This is a genomic window from Anaerobacillus sp. QJM3NY_17, assembly GCF_056173665.1.
This window is the reverse complement of the sequence record NZ_CM149685.1, coordinates 3,032,977-3,054,280: the sequence shown is the minus strand read 5'-3', so window position 1 is coordinate 3,054,280 and position 21,304 is coordinate 3,032,977. Positions and strand designations below refer to the sequence as shown.

Genomic DNA, 21,304 nt, shown 5'->3' with positions numbered 1-21,304 from the left:
AGCAAATTGAGAGTGGGATTATATATGGAATTTGTGCATCTTCGTGTTTACAGTGAATATAGTCTGCTAGATAGCCCAAGTCGAATTGAATCACTTGTTGAATCTGCAATACAAAAAGGATTTCAGTCTATGGCTCTGACAGATAAAGGAACAATGTATGGGACAATTCCATTCTATAAAGCATGTCAAGCAAAGGGAATAAAGCCAATAATCGGACTAGAGGTAAGCGTTGGGGATGAGTCTTCTCTCCATCAGCGGGACCAACATTTGGATAACCTTGTTCTACTTGCTGTTAATACGGAAGGTTATGAGAACTTATTGAATATCAGTACGCAAATGCAAAGTACAGGGGGGCCACAACCATACATAGATAAAACAAATTTATTTGAAAGATCAGATGGTCTCATTGCCTTATCTGGGACCCTTCATAGTGAAATTGGAAAAGCCCTTCTTTATGAAGAAGATACGGTCGCCTTACAAATGGCAATGGAGTATCAACGTGTTTTCAAAGAGGGATTCTATCTCGAAATGCAGGATCATTCTCTTAGAGAAGAAAGACACCTTAACTTGTTAATTTCCAAGCTTGCCAATAAAGCGAACATTCCATTAACCGTTTCAAATGCGGTTCACTATATTAATCAAGAAGATGGGGAAGCACATGATTGCTTAAGGTGTATTGATACAGGGCAACGTTATGAAGAGAAAGACAAGGTGGCCTTACCTAATCATGAATATTATTTAACCTCTGAGGAAGAAATGAGAGAGCGGTTTAAGGGTTATGAGGAAGCTCTTGCAAACACAATTAAGATCGCCGCAAGATGTTCTGTCGAACTGAATTTCGAACAAACGCACTTACCCGTTTATCCAGTTCCTGACGGAAAATCGGCTTTTGAGTTCTTGAAGGAGATATGTATAAACCATTTAGCTGAGCGATATCACGATCCAGGTATACATGTGACGGACCGATTAGATTACGAACTTTCAATTATCAATGAGATGGGATTTAATGATTATTTCCTAATTGTTTGGGATTTCATGAAATATGCTCATGATCATCATATGATTACAGGTCCGGGGAGAGGATCGGCGGCTGGCTCTCTCGTTGCTTACTTATTGCATATAACAGATGTGGATCCTATCGAACACAACCTTCTATTTGAGCGCTTCTTGAATCCAGAACGAGTTACGATGCCAGATATTGACATCGACTTTCCTGATGTAAGAAGAGATGAGGTCATTGAATACGTTTACGAGAAATACGGACATGACCGAGTAGCCCAAATCGTAACATTCGGTACGCTTGCTGCAAAAGCTGCAATTCGTGACGTTGGAAAAGTATTAGAAGTAGATACGAAGCTTCTGGATGCGATGTCTAAAGCAGTTCCTTCAAGACCTGGAATGACGTTGAAACAGGCAAAAGAAGAGTCAAAAGCACTCATGGATCTCATATCATCTACCTCTGAAGGAAAACAGGTTTTTGACATAGCAAGTACGATTGAAGGGCTACCACGTCATACATCAACACATGCCGCAGGAATTGTTATTTCAGCTGAGCCGCTTACGAAACATGTACCTTTACTTGGTGGTCATCATATTAGTTTGACGCAGTTTCCCATGAACGATTTAGAAGAAGTAGGTCTTTTGAAAATGGACTTTCTTGGACTTCGAAATTTAACTTTAATTGAAGGGATATTAAATGATATCGAAAGTGAAACAGGCGTGCGCCCTTCGCTTTCTACAATTCCAATGGATGATCAACCTACCTTCTCACTGCTGCAAAAAGCTGATACAACAGGTGTTTTTCAACTTGAATCTGATGGCATGCGTCAAGTGCTGAGGAGGCTGAAGCCAACTGAATTTGAAGATATTGTTGCTGTTAATGCTTTATATAGGCCGGGTCCAATGGAAAACATTCCGCTCTTCATTTCAGGTAAACATAAAGAACGTTCAATTGATTATCTCCATCCAGATCTTGAACCAATTCTAAAATCAACTTATGGAGTTATCGTGTATCAAGAGCAAATCATGCAAATTGCATCAAAATTAGCAGGTTTTTCTCTTGGAGAAGCGGATTTATTAAGAAGGGCCGTATCTAAGAAGAAGCGTGAAGTTCTTGAATCTGAAAGAGAGCATTTCGTTAGTGGTTGTCTTGCAAAGGGATATCCTAGAGAAACTGCTGTTAAAGTATATGAGTACATTGTCCGATTTGCGGATTACGGATTTAATCGGAGTCATGCAGTAGCTTATAGCGTGATTGCTTATCAACTAGCTTATTTAAAAGCTAACTATTCACGTTACTTCTTTTCGAGTCTATTAACATCTGCAATCGGAAACCAAGATAGACTTGCTATGTATTTATCAGAAGCGAGACAGAAAGGCATGACGGTTCATCCGCCGTCAATCAACAAAAGCAAAGAAACCTTCACTGTTGAAAATGAGGCCTTGAGATTCGGTTTGCTTCCAGTAAAAAATGTCGGTAAAAATGCTATAGAAGAAATCTTAGATAAGAGGAATCACTTTTATAAAAGCCTTTTTGATTTATGTGCAAGAATTTCACTAAGAATAGTAAATAAGCGCGCACTTGAATCGTTGATATTTGCTGGTACGATGGATGAGTTCGGGGTAAGTCGTTCTTCGATGCTCGCTTCACTCGAAGGGGCCATGAACTATGGCTCTGAACAAAATGGACAAAAAGGTTTTTTTGAAGATGGTGAGGCTGAACCAGCTTACGAGAGCGTTCCCCCTTTTGATGAAAAAGAAATGCTTGCATTCGAGAAAGAAGCAATTGGGTTTTATTTAACAGCCCATCCTCTTGATCCCTATTTAGAAAATTTGAAGGGATACGTAAGAGATGTTACGAGGGACGCCATCAATGCTTCAGATCGAGCTCCATTAAGGTTAGCTGTAGAGGTATTGAAGGTCAGAAGTATTCGCACGAAGAAAGGACAAATGATGGCTTTTCTAACGTTGGGTGATGAAACGGGAGAAATAGAAGGAGTCGCCTTTCCTGATGTTTGGGAGCAATTGGAGAGTCTTTTATCGAGAGGGCAATTTCTTTACGTTGATGGTGTAGGGCAGAAACGAAATGATCAAACGAATATTATTATTTCTAGAGCGATGAAGCTAAGTGATGTTCAACCAAAGAAAGAGAAGAAAACCTTATTTCTGAAAGTTGAGCCTCACCATAAAAGTATGCTAAGTGAAGTGAAGGGAGTGCTTCGAAACTATGAGGGTGATGCAGAGGTCGTAGTTTATTATAGTGAAACAGATAAAACCGTAAAGCTCGGTAAAGAATGGCTTGTAAACCCTGATACTGACTGTCTTCACGCCTTGAAAAAATTACTTGGTGAAAACAATGTTGTGAAAAAGCCTCGATGAAAATCTTTACAGCTAATGGTGATTTGTTATAATGGTGAAAATAGAGTGGTCTGACCACTGCCCAATTGTACTAGGGAAATTGTTAACATCATCTAATGCTTCTGAAAAAAGGAGAGTGGGTTTATTGTCCATTACGAGAGAAGAAGCTCTACATATTCACAGAGTGAGACAAGGAAAACTAGAATCTAAATCGAAGGTGCCGGTTCGAAACGCTACGGATTTAAGTCTAGCTTATTCACCAGGTGTTGCAGAGCCTTGTAAAGAAATTTATGATGACAAGAATAAAGTATATGAATATACGATGAAAGGAAACATGGTTGCCGTCGTATCCGATGGCACAGCCGTTCTTGGACTTGGAAATATTGGGCCGGAAGCAGCACTTCCTGTAATGGAAGGGAAAGCAGTGCTTTTCAAAAGTTTTGCTGGTGTTGATGCATTTCCTATTTGCTTAAATACGACTGATGTAGATCAAATTGTGCAGACAGTAAAGTTAATGGAACCTACTTTTGGTGGTATTAACCTTGAAGATATTGCTGCCCCTAATTGTTTTGTAATCGAAGAAAGATTAAAAAAAGAAACAAATATCCCTATTTTCCATGATGATCAACACGGCACTGCCATTGTTACGGTAGCAGGGCTTGTCAATGCTTTGAAACTATCAGGTAAGAAAATGAGTGAAATTAAAGTCGTTATCAATGGTGCTGGAGCTGCAGGCATCGCCATTATTAAGCTTTTGAATCGTTTTGGTGTAAAGGTTATCATTATGTGTGATTCGAAAGGTGCTATTTACGAAGGCCGTTCTTATGGAATGAACGACGTGAAGGCAGAAGTTGCGAAGTATACAAATCGTGACAAAGCAGAAGGGTCATTGAAAGAAGTTATTTCAGGCACAGATGTTTTCATTGGGGTTTCAGTTGAGGGAGCACTGACGAGAGAAATGGTCGAATCTATGAACGACGATCCAACTATTTTTGCAATGGCTAACCCTAATCCTGAAATCATGCCAAATGATGCAAGAGAAGCAGGAGCTAAGGTTATTGGTACTGGGCGATCAGATTTCCCAAATCAAATAAATAATGTTCTAGCGTTCCCTGGAATTTTCCGAGGCGCACTTGATGTTAGAGCAACTCATATTAACGAAGATATGAAGGTTGCTGCTGTACATGCTATTGCAGAACTTGTTGCTGAAGAAGATTTGAGCGCCGACTACGTTATTCCCGCACCGTTTGATCCACGAGTAGCACCTGCTGTTGCTGCTAGTGTAGCGAAAGCTGCGATGGAGACGGGTGTGGCTCGTATAAACGTAGATCCTGAATCAGTTAAAGAAAAGACACGTTCTCTCGCTATTATTGAAGAAGATAACGAGTAAGTGGGGAAGAGCTTGACTTTCTCACTTTTTTCTTGCATTTTATTTATGGAGAACATGAAAAACAGCTTATCTTCTAAACATTCATTTTGGTTAAGAGGCATTCACGGTTCCAAACCGCAAATGTCTACTTTTCCTATTTGTTTTCAGTCAGGAAAGGGTGTTGATTTCCCATGATGAGTCAGGGGAAAGTTTATCAGAATATCCTTCAGAAAATAAAAGCGATTATTTATAACGATGGTTTACAAACCGGTGATAAGCTCCCTTCGGAAAGGGAGCTTTCTGAGCGCTTAAATGCCGGAAGATCTTCCGTAAGAGAAGCGTTAAGATCAATGGAAATGCTTGGTCTAATTGAAACTCGTCGAGGAGAAGGGACATTTATTGCAAATGCTAGAGATCATCGACTTGTAGAAGTCATTGCCTCCTTTATTCTAAAAGATACTAAGTCTAAAGAAGATCTGTTAGAAACTAGAAGGTTAATTGAAAAAGATATTCTAAGGGTGGCGTGTGATCGAATCTCAGATGAATATCTTGATCGATTAAGAACTATGATGGAATATAAGGACAACTCTTCCGGTCGAAATATTTTTTCGACTGAATTTGATACAGCTTTCTTCCGAGTTATTGTTTCATCAACTCATAATCATCTACTCATGAGGTTATGGGGAGAGCTTGCGGATTACCATCAGACAATTTGGCACCAGTTAACTTTCCGCCCTAAAGAGTATTATGAATCCATGATTGATGCATTGACTTCTAGGAATAAGGAAAGTGCCATTTGTTTATTTGACACGTATGAAATAAAAAAAGCGGAAGAATAGCAAATATGTTTGATATTGTGAAAGGGATGGTCAACTTTGTTAAAGGATCTATTCAACAAGAAGAAGAAGTATGCGACGGTTCCCTCAGATAAAATAAAACAAGATGTACCTGAAGGCATTATGACAAAGTGTCCAGGGTGTAAAAGTATTATTTATACGAAAGAGCTGGAAAAATCGCATAAGGTTTGTGTGAAATGTGGGTATCACCATCAAATGTCAGCCCCTGAAAGATTAAAGGATACGCTTGATACAGGTTCTTTTACAGAACTGGATGCAGATATGATTTCAGAAAACCCGCTCTCTTTTCCGGATTATGTTGAGCGTTTGGAGAAGGATCAAAAGAAATCCTCATTGAATGAAGCGGTTGTAACGGGTGAAGGAACAATAGATGGCTACCGAACAGCTATTGCAGTAATGGATGCACGTTTTCGAATGGGAAGCATGGGTTCAGTGGTAGGAGAAAAAATCACAAGAGCGATTGAGCATGCGCATAAAGAAAAAATCCCGTTTATTGTCTTTACTGCATCGGGCGGTGCTCGAATGCAAGAGGGTGTTTTGAGTTTGATGCAAATGGCGAAATCCAGCGTAGCGCTTAAAAGATTTAGTGATGACGGTGGACTATTCATTTCTATAATGACACATCCTACAACTGGTGGTGTATCAGCGAGTTTTGCTTCTGTAGGCGATTTTAATTTCGCTGAACCTAAGGCTTTGATTGGCTTCGCTGGTAGGCGAATTATTGAGCAAACGATTCGTGAAGATCTTCCAGAAGATTTTCAGACAGCTGAATTTCTCCTTCATCATGGTCAGTTGGATCGCGTGATTCATCGAGCTGATATGAAGAAGATACTCGGTCAGGTACTAATGATTCATGGAAATGGAGGTGAAGAATAATGGCACAGAGACTTGATTTTGAACGACCTCTCCAAGAGTTAGAAGATAAAATTACTGAATTACATTCTTTCATGGAAGAAAAGAATGTGGATCTTAATGATGAGGTTTCTCGTCTTCAAAAAAGACTTTCAAAAATGGAAGAAGAAATTTACGAGAATTTAACAGCGTGGAACCGTGTCCAATTGGCTAGACATCCTGAACGTCCCACAACTTCTGATTATATCGATCGTATTTTTGAGAACTTTCTTGAATTGCATGGTGATCGACTGTTTGGTGATGACGAAGCGATTGTAGGTGGTATTGCAACCTTTGAAGGAAAACCTGTTACGGTTATCGGCCATCAGCGTGGTAAAGATACAAAAGAGAATCTTAGACGAAATTTTGGAATGCCACATCCTGAAGGCTATCGTAAAGCGCTTCGTCTCATGAAACAAGCCGAAAAATTTCAACGTCCCGTTATTTTTCTCCTAGATACTAAAGGAGCGTTTCCTGGTAAGGCAGCGGAAGAAAGAGGGCAAAGTGAAGCGATTGCACGTAACTTGATTGAAATGGCGGGGCTAACCGTTCCAATCATTTGCATTGTTATTGGAGAAGGTGCGAGTGGAGGTGCGTTAGCGATTGGCGTAGGTAATCACGTGCACATGCTTGAAAATTCATGGTATTCCGTTATTTCTCCTGAAGGAGCTGCGGCTTTGTTGTGGAAGGATTCTGGTTTAGCTCAGCAGGCAGCTGATACTATGAAAATCACGGCGCCAGATTTGAAAGAACTAAATGTCATTGATGAGATTATCCCTGAAGTAAAGGGAGGGGCTCATCGGAATACGGAAGAACAGGCGAAGGCGATTCAATCGGCACTTGTCAAATCACTTGAAGAACTGACACAACTTTCCAAACAGGAGCTTGTGAATCAACGCTATGAAAAATACAGAAATATTGGACAATATACGTTTGTAACCGATACCATTGGCTTAAAATAAGGAAAGTGCTTTCTCGTTATAGAGAAAGCACTTTTTTGCGATGTAGCTTAGCTATTGTATTCAACGACCGTATTTGATATTTTAATAACACAAAGAATTAATGAGGTGAACAGTTATGAAACGTATTGGTGTACTAACCAGCGGAGGAGACTCACCAGGAATGAACGCTGCTATTCGAGCTGTCGTTCGAAAAGCAATCTACCATGATATTGAAGTTTATGGGATCTACCACGGATATACCGGGTTGATTAATGGAAATATAGAGAAAATGGAAATCGGTTCTGTAGCTGATATTATCCATCGTGGCGGTACAATGTTATATTCTGCTCGCTGCCCTGAATTTAAGACACTTGAAGGTCAACTGAAGGGTGTAGAGAACTTAAAGAAATTTGGTATTGAGGGTCTAGTCGTAATCGGAGGAGATGGATCCTACCGTGGAGCTCAGAAATTAACTGGTCATGGCTTCCCGACGATTGGAATTCCAGGAACGATTGATAATGACATCCCTGGAACAGACTTTACGATTGGTTTTGATACAGCACTAAATACAGTTATTCAAGCTATTGATAAAATTCGTGACACGGCGACATCTCATGAGCGTACATATGTGATCGAGGTAATGGGACGTGACGCAGGAGATATCGCTCTTTGGTCAGGTCTGGCTGACGGTGCTGAATCAATCCTCATTCCTGAGGAGAAGTTCGAGTTGTCCGATATCTTGAGTCGTCTGAAGCGCGGCCATGATCGCGGAAAACGTCACAGTATTATTGTTGTTGCTGAAGGTGTTGGAAGTGGTGTTGAAATTGGGAAACAAATCCAAGAAGAGATGAACATGGAAACACGTGTAACCGTTCTTGGTCACGTTCAACGTGGTGGTTCACCAACTGCTTCGGACCGAGTTCTAGCAAGCCGTCTTGGAGCACGTGCTGTTGAACTTCTACTTGAAGGAGCAGAAGGGCGAACAGTTGGTATTCAGAACAACCAAATTGTTGATATGGATATTAACGAAGCACTCGCTCTACCACATGAAGTCAATCAAAAAATGTGTCAGCTTGCAAAGGAATTATCTATTTAAAAAGACCTTAAGTGGTTCACCCCTTTAAACATAAGGGGTGTATCGTAATGTCTGAAAATGTTACATAACATAGTTGTTATGAAGAAAACTAATTGAAGCATAGCTTTTTAGGAGGAGACAGACCCATGCGCAAAACTAAGATTGTCTGTACGATTGGACCAGCAAGTGAAAATGAACAAACTCTAGAAAAATTGATTAATGCAGGGATGAACGTTGCTCGTTTGAATTTCTCACATGGTGATTTTGAAGAACACGGTAATCGTATTAAATCAATCCGTGCAGTTGCTGAAAAGCTCGGAAAAAACGTTGCGATCCTTTTAGATACAAAAGGCCCGGAAATCCGCACGAACAATATGGAGAACGGTGGGATCGATCTTGAGGCTGGTCAACAGCTTATCGTTTCTATGGAAGAAGTACTTGGTACAACAGAGAAAATCTCTGTCACATATCCTGACCTTGTTAATGATGTTCATGTTGGATCTAAGATTTTACTTGATGATGGATTGATTGAACTTGAAGTAAAGCAAATTGAGAAGAATGAACTTTATACTGAGGTTCTAAATAATGGAACATTGAAAAACAAAAAGGGTGTTAACGTACCAAACGTGAGCGTTAACCTTCCTGGTATTACAGATAAGGATGCTGCAGATATTGAATTCGGCATTGAACAGGGTGTAGACTTTATTGCTGCGTCATTCGTTCGTCGAGTATCCGATGTTCTTGATATCCGTAAACTTCTTGAGAAGCATAAAGCAACTGACATTCAAATTATCCCTAAGATTGAAAACCGTGAAGGTGTTGATAACATCGATTCCATCCTTGAGATTTCAGATGGTTTAATGGTTGCTCGTGGTGACCTAGGTGTTGAAATTCCTGCTGAAGAAGTACCTCTTGTACAAAAGCAGCTTATTAAAAAGTGTAATGCACTTGGAAAGCCTGTTATTACTGCAACACAAATGCTTGATTCTATGCAGCGTAATCCTCGTCCAACTCGTGCGGAAGCGAGTGACGTTGCCAATGCTATTCTTGATGGCACAGATGCAATCATGCTTTCAGGTGAAACAGCTGCAGGATCTTATCCGGTAGAAGCTGTTCAAACTATGCATAACATTGCTTCTTATACTGAAAAATCATTAAACTTCCGTGAGCTTCTTTCTGTAAGAAGTAAAGAAACAGAAACAAATACAACAAATGCGATTAGTGAATCAGTAGCTCACACAGCTTATAACTTAAACGTCCCAGCAATTATTACAGCTACTGAGAGCGGACATACAGCGCGTATGATTGCTAAATACCGTCCGAAGGCACCGATTGTAGCTGTAACAAATACGGCTAGCGTATGCCGCAAGCTTGCTCTTGTATGGGGCGTTCATGCACAAGAAGGACACAAAGTATCAACAACAGACGAAATGCTAGAAGTTGCAGTTGACGCTTCAATCCAGTCTGGAATTGTAAATCACGGAGATACAGTTGTTATTACTGCTGGTGTTCCAGTTGGAGAATCTGGTACAACGAACTTGATGAAAGTTCACGTTATCGGTGATATTCTTGCAAAAGCTCAAGGAATTGGGAAAACATCTATTTCAGGAAGAATCGCTATCGCAAAAAATGCTCAAGAGGCGATTGATAAAGCAGATGGAAACACAATTCTAGTTACGATTGGCTCTGATAAAGATATGGTTCCTGCTCTAGAGAAGGCAGCAGGACTTATTACAGAAGAAGGCGGACTTACTTGCCATGCTGCAGTTGTAGGTCTTAGTCTTGGACTACCTGTCGTAGTTGGTCTTGAAAATGCGACACAACTATTCGAAGAAGGTCAACAAGTAACACTTGATGCAACGACTGGAATTATTTACAACGGGAAAGCAAGCATTCTATAAGCAAGATTGAAACTTTTAAAAGGCTGTCGAGAAAATCGACAGCCTTTATTATTTAACTTATTTTGGGTATTCTTCACTGGGGATTAGGTTAATGGTGCAATTGAGTTCGAAAATTATTTTAAATCACGTATAATAGTGTTAACGGGACAATTTCCCGATTATGATTGAGGGAGCTATGTCATGTTTCGTATTTTGTTGCTTTTTATTATTATCGTTCCAGCTCTAGAGATCGCTTTGTTACTTCTGTCAGGAAGAACACTGGGACTTATTCCGACAGTATTATTGATTATTGGTACAGGGATTCTAGGGGCGTGGCTTGCGCGTAAAGAAGGGGCAGAAACGATCCAAAAGGTTAACAGACAAATGCAATCAGGCCAGATGCCTGGAGATGCTATTCTAGATGGTCTATGCATACTCGTAGGTGGTGTCGTTCTACTCACACCAGGCTTCATCACAGATGCAACAGGATTTTTACTTCTCATCCCGGCAACGAGAAAACCTTTTAAGAGATGGATTAAGAAATTCCTTGAACGTCGAATGAATAATGGTCAGTTTATGTTTATTAGAAGGTAAAAATTCTGCCTTAGAAACGTATAATGAAATGTCCTTAAGGAGCTTGAATACATATTCAAGCTCCTTTTCTATTGGAAGAAATAAAGTGTGATTTGACATTGTATAAACAAGTAAATTATATTAATTGATAGGTCAATGGTTGACCTATCAATTAATTAAGGTTTTATTGTTGACATCAAGGAACTCATCTAGTATATTAGTTGATGAGTCAACGATTGACCCATCAACTGATTGAAGGAGGAGGATGCGTTGAAGAATTCTTGTTCAAATGAAGGCGAAATTTTATATCAGTTAAATGATATTTACAAGCAAATGAGCCCTAAATTCGAACGATGCACCGGCATCAGTCAGTCTCGCTTAGAGCTCCTGCATAAATTGTTTGAGGTTGATGAAATTAGCCAAACAGCATTGCAGAAAGAAGTGAATATTGATAGCGCTGCTGTAACGAGACATTTAAAGCAGTTGGAAGTGAAAAAAATGGTTGCTCGTCGTAAAAATCCAGATGATAACCGGTTTACCTTCGTGAGGTTAACAGAAGAAGGCAGAGATCGAATTGCATCTTTTCGGAAAGAGAAAGAGCAATTCATTCAAAAGGTACTAAAAGATTTTACTGAGCAGGAACAATCAGAATTATCGAATATGCTTAACCGTATTCAAAATAACATTAAAGATATTCAATACTAACTAGAAAAGTACTAAGGAGAATTAACGATGAATGCAACGAAAATAAATGACTTTAACGAAATTATTACAGGGCGCCGCTCAATCCGCCATTATGATCCATCCGTGAAAATAAGTAAAGAAGAGATGACTGAAATACTAACTGAAGCAACACTCGCACCCTCTTCAGTGAACCTTCAACCATGGCGTTTTGTCGTTATTGATAGCAAAGAAGGAAAGGCGACATTAGCACCACTTGCTAAATTCAACCAGTCTCAAGTTGAAACTTCTTCAGCAATGATTGCCGTTTTTGTTGATATGAACAGCCTGGACTATGCTGATGAAATTTATGACACTGCTGTACAAAAAGGGTATATGCCTGCAGAAGTTAGAGATCAGCAGCTTCCAGCGATTAAAGGGTTGTTAGAAGGAATGTCAACAGAGCAGTTTAGAGAAATGAACATCATTGATGGTGGTTTGGTATCCATGCAGTTAATGCTTGCTGCACGTGCACACGGTTATGACACCAATCCAATTGGAGGATATGAGAAAGCTCAAATCGCTGAAGCTTACGGTATGGATAAAGAGCGTTACTACCCAGTTATGTTGCTTTCAATTGGTAAAGCAGCAAATGAAGGCTACAAATCTGTACGCTTACCTATTGAATCGATTGCAGAGTGGAAATAAAAAATTAAAAATTGAAAAGAGGAAATGAACAATGATTATTATTCATGCAGGATTACAAATTAACCCGGCTAAAGAAGAAGAATTTCTTAAAGAAGTGACAACTTTGATTGAAGCGGCTAGAAATGAAGAAGGTAACATTTCTTATACACTTTCAAAAGAAGTTGAAAAAGAGAACACTTATAAAATGATTGAAGCTTATGAAGATATGGCTGCAGTCGATGCGCATAACCAAAGTGCTCATTTTCAAGCTTTTGTAGGTAAAGCACCAGAATATCTAGTTGCACCTTTAGATGTTAAAGTTTATGACGCTACTGAGATACAAAAATAATAATTAGTAGATAGCGAGAACCTTTCGGCTCTAGCATGGCAGTATCGTCTAAATGAGACGTTGCTGCCATGCTTTTTTTGCTTTTATTATTAAAGGAGATTTGATAGAGTCACCCAGGCCGATTTTTCTATTAGAGATTCATCTAATTGGTTGCGAGCAAAGGATGTAAGAACCACTAAAGTTAACAGTGTAATTAAACTTATACTCCTTTGATAAAAACCCAAATGTCCTTAAAAACATTTGCGTGATAAAGAGTTTTTAGTACCACGAGAAGAACTGGGCCGATGATTAGACCAATGAATCCAAATAGTTGGAAGCCTACAAAGAGAGCAATCAATGTTGCGAGAGGATCAAGTCCAATATTCGATGATAGCACTTTAGGCTCCATGACTTGCCGCTGAATCACGACAATTCCATAAAGAATAGAAAGTCCTATGGTCAATCCGTAGTTTCCGATTAAAAAGGAATAAATCATCCATGGCACGAAAACTGCGCCTGTACCAAGGTATGGTAGTAAATCGACAAGCCCAATGATAATCGCTATGGTAATCGCATAATCTACTCGTAAAATAAAAAGACCAATTAAAACGATAATTGCTGTCATTGAAATAAGGGTAAGCTGTGCTTTCAAAAAACCAAAAAGAGCGCGTCTTAAGTCAATATAAACGGTGCTAATACTTTCTTGGATATCAGTTTTTACTTTTAGTTTCATCCAATTTATGAACTTATACCAGTCTTTACTAATAAAAAAAGTGGCAAGCATAGAAAAGATCAGAACTGTTAGGATCGTAGGTAAGCTGACAATAAACGAGCGGATTCCTTCAACAAGAGATTGAAGTATATTCGTAAGGGTAGTTGTAATGGTTGTTCCAATGGACTGGATATTATCGAGTACTGTGGTTTGTTGATCTTTGTTCAAATCCTTAAATAATTCTTCAAGCTGATAATAAAGTGGCATGACGTGAGACACGAAAAGATCTTCTATGAATAAGACAATTTCTTGGAAATTTCCTGGTAATACATTTGCGAGGTATACAACGCCTTGTACAACTTCATTTACTAGCAGAGCAATAAAGGCAGCAAGGACTCCGATAAGGAATAGAATTGATAGGGCTACAGCGAGCGGCCTCGGTATTTTCGCTCGGTTTTCTAATAAGTCTACGAGAGGGTTAATTAGAAAAGCGAGCAAAAGAGCGATGACAAATGGATAAGCAAGATGCCAGATATAATAAAAGGAGATCAGAGAAACAATAATAAGAAGAATGACAAGTAGAAAGCGTAAGATTCTATGTATGTACTTCCAATTCATTTGAATCCCCCTTATGTCTTTCCTATATTTTACACCGGTTGCTTCGTGACAATCAATTGGGATTGAGGTGATCCGTGCTTAAATTCATAAAATTTGTTATACTATAAGAGTTCTGTTAGTGTGAAAGAGGGAGTTATATGACAATTATTTCACAGCCTACCATCTTTTTGCTAATCTTACTTGGGATCGCACTTGTAGCGAAGAATAGCTCACTGATCATTGCGGTAGTCGTTTTGTTACTAATCAAAGCAGTGGGATTAGGTGATAAAGTGTTTCCGATATTCCAATCCAAAGGCATTTCATGGGGCGTTACGATTATAACCATTGCCGTACTCGTTCCAATTGCTAGTGGTGAAATAGGATTTAAGCAACTTGGAGAAGCTGTCAAATCTTCCTATGCCTGGATTGCGATGGGGGCAGGAGTGTTTGTAGCCATCATAGCTTCAAAAGGCATCGTCTTACTTCAGAATGATCCGCATATTACGACAGCACTTGTATTTGGTACTATTCTTGCAGTTGCTGTTTTTCAAGGGATTGCTGTAGGTCCATTAATAGGAGCTGGAATTGCCTACATGGCTATGAAGATTGTCGAACTTTTTAACTGAACGACTGTTCAGGAAGGGGCGGTTGTGCAGTATTTCTTTGATTATCAATTCAGATTTTCGGCATGTGAGAAAAAAAGGAATTGATGAAATTATGCATATTCATTCACAAATATCAGAGAATTGTTTATAATGAGAACTGACGCACCAACTTGTACATAGGTTCTTATTTTTTTTGGAGCGTTTTAAAAGCGTTATCAAAGCAGAATTTTTAGAAAATATCAGAGCCAATAATATGGAAAAGGAGAGGGAGACGTATGACGACTACACGCGGATTAGAAGGCGTAGTTGCAACAACATCATCGATTAGTTCTATCGTTAATGATGTCTTAACATACAGAGGATATAACATCGATGACCTCGCTGAGAATGCTAGTTTTGAAGAAGTAATTTATCTTTTATGGAATGATAAACTTCCAAATAAGACAGAACTTGAGGAATTTACAGCTGATTTTGCCAAAAATGCAGCTATTCCTGAAGAAATCGTTGCTCAAATGAAGTCTTATCCAAGTGATAAAGTACATCCGATGGCAGCTCTTCGTACTGCTGTTTCTACACTTGCTTTATATGACGAAGAAGCAGATGATATGAGTGAAGAAGCGAATTATCGTAAGGCGATTCGTCTTCAAGCTAAAATACCTACTGTTGTAACCGCTTTTTCCCGGGTTCGTGAAGGAAAGGATCCAGTAGAACCTAAGAAAGATCTAAGCTTTGCAGCTAACTTTTTATACACATTAACTGGTGAGCTTCCGGAAGATGTGGCTGTGACAGCTATCAATAAAGCCCTAGTCCTTCATGCAGACCATGAACTGAACGCTTCCACTTTTACCGCTCGCGTATGTGTAGCTACTTTATCTGATATGTATTCAGGTGTCACAGCAGCGATTGGTGCTCTTAAGGGACCTCTTCACGGTGGGGCAAATGAACGCGTGATGGCTATGTTAAGTGAAATCGGCAGCGTTGATAATGTCGAACCTTATTTGCAAAATGCATTTGATAACAAAGAAAAGATCATGGGCTTTGGACATCGCGTTTACAAGACAGGTGACCCGCGTGCGAAGCATTTACGAGAGATGTCACGTCAGTTAACTGACCTTACAGGTGAAACAAAATGGTATGAGATGTCAACGAAGATGGAAGAAATCGTTACAAGTGAGAAAGGTCTTCCACCTAACGTAGATTTCTATTCAGCTTCTGTTTACCATAGTCTTGGCATTGACCATGACCTGTTCACGCCACTTTTTGCAGTGAGTAGAGTTTCTGGTTGGATTGCTCATATTCTAGAGCAATATAGTAACAATCGCCTCATTCGTCCACGTGCAGAATATATTGGTTCAACGAATCAGACATATGTAAAAGTAGAAGACAGATAGAAGAAAACTCAGGGAGGATCATTTCTTCCCTGCTTAGCTAACATAAAAGTTATTTCAATAGGAGGAATACAGAATGGCAAATGGAGAGAAGATTACCGTAAATAATGGTGTACTAAATGTTCCAGATCACGCAATTATTCCGTATATTGAAGGAGATGGGACTGGTCCCGATATTTGGGCAGCTGCCTCTAAAGTTATCGAAGGTGCCGTAGACAAAGCTTACGGAGGAAAGAAGAAAATTGTATGGAAAGAAGTATATGCAGGTCAAAAAGCCTACGATAAAACAGGTGAATGGCTACCAGCAGCTACTCTTGATGCAATTCGTGAATACATAATTGCAATTAAAGGGCCACTTACAACACCTGTAGGAGGAGGCATTCGTTCTCTTAACGTTGCACTTCGTCAAGAGCTTGATTTATTTACTTGCCTTCGTCCAGTTCGTTATTTTAAAGGAGTTCCTTCTCCAGTAAAACGCCCTGAAGATACAGATATGGTTATTTTCCGAGAAAATACAGAAGATATCTATGCTGGAATCGAGTTCCAAAAAGGATCAGATGAAGTGAAAAAAGTGATTTCATTCCTTCAAGATGAAATGGGTGCAAAAAACATTCGTTTCCCTGAAACTTCAGGCATTGGTATTAAGCCAGTTTCTGAAGAAGGAACGAAGCGTCTTGTTCGCGCAGCGATTCAATACGCTCTTGACGAAGGTCGTAGAAATGTAACCCTTGTTCATAAAGGGAACATCATGAAGTTCACAGAAGGCGCATTTAAAAACTGGGGCTATGAAGTGGCTGAACAAGAATTTGGAGATAAAGTCTTTACTTGGGCTGAATACGATCGTATCGTTGAAGAAAAAGGTAAAGATGCTGCGAACGAAGCTCAATCTAAAGCAGAAGGTGAAGGCAAACTCATCGTGAAAGATGCGATTGCGGACATTTTCTTGCAACAAATTCTTACTCGTCCAGCTGAGTTCGACGTTGTCGCTACAATGAACCTTAATGGTGATTATGTATCGGATGCTCTTGCAGCGCAAGTTGGTGGAATTGGTATTGCTCCAGGAGCAAATATCAACTATGAAACTGGTCATGCTATTTTTGAAGCAACGCATGGTACAGCTCCAAAATATGCTGGTCTTGATAAAGTAAATCCATCATCTGTTATTTTGTCAGGCGTTCTTATGCTTGAGCACATTGGATGGAATGAAGCAGCTAAGCTAGTTCTTGATGCCATGGAAAAATCAATTGCGAATAAAGTTGTAACATATGATTTTGCGCGACTAATGGACGGCGCAACAGAAGTGAAAACATCTGAATTTGGTGATGAACTAATCAACAATATGGACTAATTCAACAGACCACCAATTTTGAACTGGATTAAAGGAGTGGCTATTAAATGACAATGAAACGTAAGAAAGTTTCCGTAATTGGTGCAGGATTTACAGGGGCAACGACGGCTTTTCTACTAGCTCAAAAAGAACTTGCTGATGTAGTACTTGTAGATATCCCAAATCAAGAAGGTCCGACAAAAGGAAAAGCTCTTGATATGTTTGAAGCAAGCCCAGTTCAAGGATTTGACTCTAAAATCACAGGGACTTCAAGCTATGAAGATACAGCTGATTCAGATATTGTTGTTATTACTGCTGGAATTGCAAGGAAACCAGGGATGAGTCGCGATGATCTTGTGAATACTAATGCCAAAATCATGAAGAGCGTTACTCAAGAAATCGTAAAATATTCTCCTGAAACGACAATAGTTGTTCTAACAAATCCTGTAGATGCCATGACGTATACGGTATTTAAGGAGTCAGGTCTCCCTAAAAACCGTGTCATCGGGCAATCAGGCATTCTTGATTCTGCACGATTCCGTTCATTTATTGCTGAAGAATTAAATCTTTCTGTGAAAGATATTACCGGTTTCGTACTTGGTGGTCATGGTGATGATATGGTACCACTTGTTCGCTATTCATTTGCTGGAGGCATTCCTCTTCAAAGCCTTATTTCTGAAGACCGGCTTAATGAAATTGTAGAACGTACACGTAAAGGTGGCGGGGAAATTGTAAGTCTGCTTGGAAATGGTAGTGCTTATTATGCTCCTGCTGCATCTCTTGTTGAGATGGTTGAAGCCATTTTAAAAGATCAACGTCGTGTGCTTCCTACAATTGCTTATCTTGAGGGTGAATATGGCTATGATGGTCTATACCTTGGTGTGCCAACAATACTTGGTGGCGACGGGATTGAAGACATCATCGAATTAGATTTAACTGACGAAGAAAAGAAAGAGCTGGATAAATCAGCCGAGTCTGTTCGCAAAGTTATGACGGTATTAGGTTAATAATGCCATTAAAGTAGATCCGGTGTTAACCGGATCTCTTTTACAATATTATAAGAAAGCGCTTTCTTATATAAGGGGGAGTAGCTGTGCTTTTAGGGAAAAAACGAAAAATTGGACGAATGATTGAAGAGATTTCTGTTGGTGAAAAGCTTGAAGTATCAGAAAAAATAGAGGATCGAGATCTTCTTCTCTACCTTGGAATTTCCAACGATAACAATCCCCTATTCATTCAGCATGATTATGCCTCTATGACGCCTTTTAAAAAGCCGATTGTTCCGCAAATTATGCTCCTTGCTATCGTAACAGGTGCTATTTCTAAATATTTGCCAGGACCCGGAAGTAGTCTTAAGAAACATGAAGTGAAATATGAAAACCCGGTTCATCATTATGAGACGCTTCACTTCAAGTTTGAAGTCATAAACGTGTCTAAAGAAGCACATGAAGTCGTCATAGCTGTTAAGGGTGTAAACGAATCGGAGGATTGCATTTTAGACGGAACTTTCACTGTCAGCCCTCCATATCCTGCTAAACCACTAACAAAGTCAACTTCATTTGATAATTTTTAGAGCCCATTTTGGGCTCTTTTTTTGTAACGAAATTTCATACGTATGGAAAACGGTTAATATCGTGGATAGCTTAAGTTTTTCTTTTGCCTTTGTGAAAAAAATAGTATGATGAAAGTATTCAGGCTAAAATAAAGAAAACCGCCTGGTATAAGAATCGGTATTGATGAATGGGGAAATTCGTTAGGGGGATTTGACAATGGCTCAAAAAATACTAGTTGTTGATGATGAAATATCAATTTTAACATTGCTTCAATTTAATCTTGAACAGGCAGGATACGAAGTCGTCACTGCTGAAAACGGTGCTGAAGCTTTAGAAGTCGTGATTGAGGAAAAGCCGAATTGCATTATCCTTGATCTCATGCTACCTGAAATGGATGGATTAGAAGTATGTAAAGAATTGAGACAACGTCATATTCACACACCGGTGCTGATGTTAACTGCAAAGGATGATGAATTTGATAAAGTGCTTGGTCTTGAACTAGGTGCTGATGATTATATGACGAAGCCATTTAGTCCAAGGGAAGTAGTGGCCAGAATCAAAGCTATTCTCAGACGAGTGAAACAACTTGAGGAATCAAAGGCTGCTAGCCAAATGGAAGAATCCGAAAAAATCCAAGTTGGAGAATTGGAAGTATACCCTAATAATTATGAAGCATTCTTCCAAGAAGAAATTATGGAGGTAACCCCGAAAGAATTTGAGTTACTCGTTTATCTTTTACGTCATAAAGGACGTGTACTTACAAGAGAGCAGCTGTTAAGCGCTGTATGGAATTATGATTTTGTAGGAGATACGAGAATTGTTGATGTGCATGTTAGTCACTTACGTGAAAAGATCGAACAGAATACGCGCAAACCTGAATACATTAAAACAATCAGGGGTCTTGGGTATAAGTTAGAGGAGCCCTCAATTTAATGAAAAGATTTCGTTCACGCTTTCTTAATGCTCAATTTGTTATCCTCTTTATCGTATTTTCTATGATGATCGTTTTCCTTGGCAATTTATTTGAAGGAATTCTATTCGAGAGTGCTAGTCAGGAAGCTCTATCGAATATGTGGCTGATATTGATTTTTTCTTTTGCAGCTGCTTTTTTTATCATTATATATATTAGTCTTCGTATCTCCAATCAGTTAACGAAGCCCTTGGAGGGAGCATTAAAGGTTGCGAATGAACTAGCTTCTGGAAATTTCAAGGCAAGAACATATGAGTATAAACTAGACGAGACGGGACAACTTAGTCATGCTTTAAATATACTTGCTAGAAATTTGCAAACCATGACCACATCTTATGAAATTCAGCAAAATCGCTTAATGACACTCATTGAAAACATGGATAGCGGCTTAATTCTTATTGATTCAAAAGGTCATATTAATTTAGTAAACCGCTTTTATAAAGACACTTTTCAAATCCAAGTAAATGATTATATGGACCTGCTTTATTATGAGGCTATTCCTTATCGAGATATTATTCGTATTGTTGAGGAGACACTTCTTGTAGAACAAACAGTGCGTAAGCAGGTTGAGTTAGAAGTGGGAATTGAAATAAGGCATTTTGATGTGTCTGGTGCACCAATTCTTGATCAGGACAATAAGCTGAAAGGTGTTGTCCTTGTTTTTCACGATATTACAGAATTGAAGAAGCTCGAACAAATGCGCAAAGACTTCGTAGCGAACGTTTCTCATGAATTGAAAACGCCGGTGACTTCGCTCAAAGGGTTTGCTGAAACATTATTAGATGGCGCTATGGAAAATAAAGCTTTTAGAACTCGTTTTCTTACCATTATTCTAAATGAGAGTGATCGACTTCAAAGTTTAATTCAGGATCTTCTCGATTTATCTAAAATGGAACAAAAGCATTTCTCATTAAACTGGCAAGTTGTGGACTTAAAAGAGGTTATTGATGATTGTTTGTTAATGACTCAAAGCAAAGCAGAAAAAAAGGGCATTGAAGTGAATGTCCAATATGAGGGGAATCTTCATATTAAAGGAGATACAAATCGTTTAAAACAAGTGTTTCTGAATTTAATTGCCAATAGCATTACGTATACACCGGAAGAAGGCAAAATTACGATTTCTGTTCAAGAGTCAAGTGACATTGTTCAGTTCATCATTTCGGATAACGGAATTGGCATTCGTAAAGAAGAACTTCCTAGGATATTTGAACGTTTCTATCGAGTGGACCGGGCTAGAAGTAGAAATTCAGGCGGAACGGGTCTTGGGCTTGCTATAGTGAAACACCTTGTTGAAGCACATCATGGTCGTATTGATGTGAAGAGCGAACTTGGAGATGGGACAACATTCGTGATTACACTTAACAAAGAGAGACATTTCTAAACTTTACGATTTCTTTACACTCTATTTATATGTCCTTTAAACTATTTCTGTAAAGTAACAATTGACCCCTTCATCATGACGAGAGCATATTTTTGAGACGAGTATAACTCGTCTCCTTTTTTTTAGATCATATTATGGAATGCCTTCTATACA

Annotated in this window: 19 protein-coding genes; 18 read left to right on the top strand and 1 reads right to left on the bottom strand. The window is 39.1% G+C overall.

The window, feature by feature from the left end:
- The first annotated feature begins 24 nt into the window (after window positions 1-24).
- From AC0VYV_RS15980 to AC0VYV_RS15930, 11 genes are all read left to right on the top strand, one after another.
- Window positions 25-3,378 carry a DNA polymerase III subunit alpha gene (locus AC0VYV_RS15980; RefSeq protein ID WP_475365603.1) on the top strand — a complete coding sequence of 1,118 codons (3,354 nt, stop codon included), beginning with the start codon at window positions 25-27 and terminating at the stop codon, window positions 3,376-3,378.
- Window positions 3,379-3,502: 124 nt separating this feature from the next.
- Window positions 3,503-4,747, top strand: coding sequence for an NADP-dependent malic enzyme (gene ystJ, locus AC0VYV_RS15975; RefSeq protein WP_475374895.1), 1,245 nt, complete (start codon window positions 3,503-3,505; stop codon window positions 4,745-4,747).
- 170 nt (window positions 4,748-4,917) lie between these two features.
- On the top strand, window positions 4,918-5,565 hold the full coding sequence (locus AC0VYV_RS15970) for a FadR/GntR family transcriptional regulator (RefSeq protein ID WP_475373973.1): 648 nt from the start codon (window positions 4,918-4,920) through the stop codon (window positions 5,563-5,565).
- 36 nt (window positions 5,566-5,601) lie between these two features.
- The gene (accD, locus tag AC0VYV_RS15965) at window positions 5,602-6,459 is read left to right on the top strand and encodes an acetyl-CoA carboxylase, carboxyltransferase subunit beta (RefSeq protein ID WP_430241416.1); all 858 of its coding nucleotides are present in this window, start codon (window positions 5,602-5,604) and stop codon (window positions 6,457-6,459) included.
- Entirely contained in the window at window positions 6,459-7,436 is a 978-nt protein-coding gene (gene accA / locus AC0VYV_RS15960; RefSeq protein WP_475365601.1) for an acetyl-CoA carboxylase carboxyl transferase subunit alpha, read from the top strand. Before accD ends, accA begins: the two co-directional genes overlap by 1 nt.
- Window positions 7,437-7,551: 115 nt before the next feature.
- Entirely contained in the window at window positions 7,552-8,511 is a 960-nt protein-coding gene (pfkA, locus tag AC0VYV_RS15955; RefSeq protein ID WP_226614638.1) for a 6-phosphofructokinase, read from the top strand.
- 125 nt (window positions 8,512-8,636) lie between these two features.
- On the top strand, window positions 8,637-10,391 hold the full coding sequence (gene pyk / locus AC0VYV_RS15950) for a pyruvate kinase (RefSeq protein ID WP_430241414.1): 1,755 nt from the start codon (window positions 8,637-8,639) through the stop codon (window positions 10,389-10,391).
- A gap of 180 nt (window positions 10,392-10,571) precedes the next feature.
- Complete coding sequence (locus AC0VYV_RS15945) at window positions 10,572-10,964, top strand: FxsA family protein (RefSeq protein ID WP_194219301.1); 393 nt, start codon at window positions 10,572-10,574, stop codon at window positions 10,962-10,964.
- Window positions 10,965-11,213: 249 nt separating this feature from the next.
- On the top strand, window positions 11,214-11,648 hold the full coding sequence (locus AC0VYV_RS15940) for a MarR family winged helix-turn-helix transcriptional regulator (RefSeq protein WP_430241413.1): 435 nt from the start codon (window positions 11,214-11,216) through the stop codon (window positions 11,646-11,648).
- A 27-nt stretch (window positions 11,649-11,675) separates the two neighbouring features.
- A complete protein-coding gene (locus AC0VYV_RS15935) occupies window positions 11,676-12,311 on the top strand; it encodes a nitroreductase family protein (RefSeq protein ID WP_475373972.1) in 636 nt (211 codons plus the stop codon).
- A gap of 31 nt (window positions 12,312-12,342) precedes the next feature.
- Window positions 12,343-12,639 (top strand): putative quinol monooxygenase, encoded by a 297-nt coding sequence (locus AC0VYV_RS15930; RefSeq protein WP_430241409.1) that lies wholly within the window; start codon window positions 12,343-12,345, stop codon window positions 12,637-12,639.
- 199 nt (window positions 12,640-12,838) lie between these two features.
- On the opposite strand, the gene ytvI is transcribed toward AC0VYV_RS15930, so the two are convergent.
- Entirely contained in the window at window positions 12,839-13,948 is a 1,110-nt protein-coding gene (gene ytvI / locus AC0VYV_RS15925; RefSeq protein WP_475365600.1) for a sporulation integral membrane protein YtvI, read from the bottom strand.
- Between the two features lie 137 nt (window positions 13,949-14,085).
- On the opposite strand from ytvI, the gene AC0VYV_RS15920 reads away from it, so the two are divergent.
- The 7 genes from AC0VYV_RS15920 (at window position 14,086) to pnpS (ending at window position 21,151) form a co-directional block, all read left to right on the top strand.
- Window positions 14,086-14,553, top strand: a complete 468-nt coding sequence (locus tag AC0VYV_RS15920) for a DUF441 domain-containing protein (RefSeq protein WP_306558417.1) — start codon at window positions 14,086-14,088, stop codon at window positions 14,551-14,553.
- Window positions 14,554-14,807: 254 nt separating this feature from the next.
- Window positions 14,808-15,923 carry a citrate synthase gene (citZ, locus tag AC0VYV_RS15915; protein WP_194219306.1) on the top strand — a complete coding sequence of 372 codons (1,116 nt, stop codon included), beginning with the start codon at window positions 14,808-14,810 and terminating at the stop codon, window positions 15,921-15,923.
- A gap of 73 nt (window positions 15,924-15,996) precedes the next feature.
- Window positions 15,997-17,268, top strand: a complete 1,272-nt coding sequence (gene icd / locus AC0VYV_RS15910; RefSeq protein ID WP_430241403.1) for an NADP-dependent isocitrate dehydrogenase — start codon at window positions 15,997-15,999, stop codon at window positions 17,266-17,268.
- A 47-nt stretch (window positions 17,269-17,315) separates the two neighbouring features.
- Window positions 17,316-18,254: a malate dehydrogenase gene (mdh, locus tag AC0VYV_RS15905; protein ID WP_475365599.1), complete on the top strand. Its 939-nt coding sequence runs from the start codon at window positions 17,316-17,318 to the stop codon at window positions 18,252-18,254.
- A gap of 86 nt (window positions 18,255-18,340) precedes the next feature.
- Window positions 18,341-18,820 (top strand): MaoC family dehydratase, encoded by a 480-nt coding sequence (locus AC0VYV_RS15900; protein ID WP_475372752.1) that lies wholly within the window; start codon window positions 18,341-18,343, stop codon window positions 18,818-18,820.
- Between the two features lie 196 nt (window positions 18,821-19,016).
- Window positions 19,017-19,733: a response regulator transcription factor gene (locus AC0VYV_RS15895; RefSeq protein WP_283153890.1), complete on the top strand. Its 717-nt coding sequence runs from the start codon at window positions 19,017-19,019 to the stop codon at window positions 19,731-19,733.
- Complete coding sequence (gene pnpS / locus AC0VYV_RS15890) at window positions 19,733-21,151, top strand: two-component system histidine kinase PnpS (protein ID WP_430241397.1); 1,419 nt, start codon at window positions 19,733-19,735, stop codon at window positions 21,149-21,151. Before AC0VYV_RS15895 ends, pnpS begins: the two co-directional genes overlap by 1 nt.
- The last annotated feature ends 153 nt before the right edge of the window (window positions 21,152-21,304 follow it).

Excerpts from the sequence above, each read along its gene's own strand:
- AC0VYV_RS15980 (WP_475365603.1), top strand. The coding sequence starts at position 25 with ATGGAATTTGTGCATCTTCGTGTTTACAGTGAATATAGTCTGCTAGAT.
- AC0VYV_RS15970 (WP_475373973.1), top strand. The coding sequence starts at position 4,918 with ATGATGAGTCAGGGGAAAGTTTATCAGAATATCCTTCAGAAAATAAAA.
- accA (WP_475365601.1), top strand. The coding sequence starts at position 6,459 with ATGGCACAGAGACTTGATTTTGAACGACCTCTCCAAGAGTTAGAAGAT.
- pfkA (WP_226614638.1), top strand. The coding sequence starts at position 7,552 with ATGAAACGTATTGGTGTACTAACCAGCGGAGGAGACTCACCAGGAATG.
- pyk (WP_430241414.1), top strand. The coding sequence starts at position 8,637 with ATGCGCAAAACTAAGATTGTCTGTACGATTGGACCAGCAAGTGAAAAT.
- AC0VYV_RS15945 (WP_194219301.1), top strand. The coding sequence starts at position 10,572 with ATGTTTCGTATTTTGTTGCTTTTTATTATTATCGTTCCAGCTCTAGAG.
- AC0VYV_RS15935 (WP_475373972.1), top strand. The coding sequence starts at position 11,676 with ATGAATGCAACGAAAATAAATGACTTTAACGAAATTATTACAGGGCGC.
- AC0VYV_RS15930 (WP_430241409.1), top strand. The coding sequence starts at position 12,343 with ATGATTATTATTCATGCAGGATTACAAATTAACCCGGCTAAAGAAGAA.
- ytvI (WP_475365600.1), bottom strand. The coding sequence starts at position 13,948 with ATGAATTGGAAGTACATACATAGAATCTTACGCTTTCTACTTGTCATT.
- AC0VYV_RS15920 (WP_306558417.1), top strand. The coding sequence starts at position 14,086 with ATGACAATTATTTCACAGCCTACCATCTTTTTGCTAATCTTACTTGGG.
- citZ (WP_194219306.1), top strand. The coding sequence starts at position 14,808 with ATGACGACTACACGCGGATTAGAAGGCGTAGTTGCAACAACATCATCG.
- icd (WP_430241403.1), top strand. The coding sequence starts at position 15,997 with ATGGCAAATGGAGAGAAGATTACCGTAAATAATGGTGTACTAAATGTT.
- mdh (WP_475365599.1), top strand. The coding sequence starts at position 17,316 with ATGACAATGAAACGTAAGAAAGTTTCCGTAATTGGTGCAGGATTTACA.
- AC0VYV_RS15895 (WP_283153890.1), top strand. The coding sequence starts at position 19,017 with ATGGCTCAAAAAATACTAGTTGTTGATGATGAAATATCAATTTTAACA.
- pnpS (WP_430241397.1), top strand. The coding sequence starts at position 19,733 with ATGAAAAGATTTCGTTCACGCTTTCTTAATGCTCAATTTGTTATCCTC.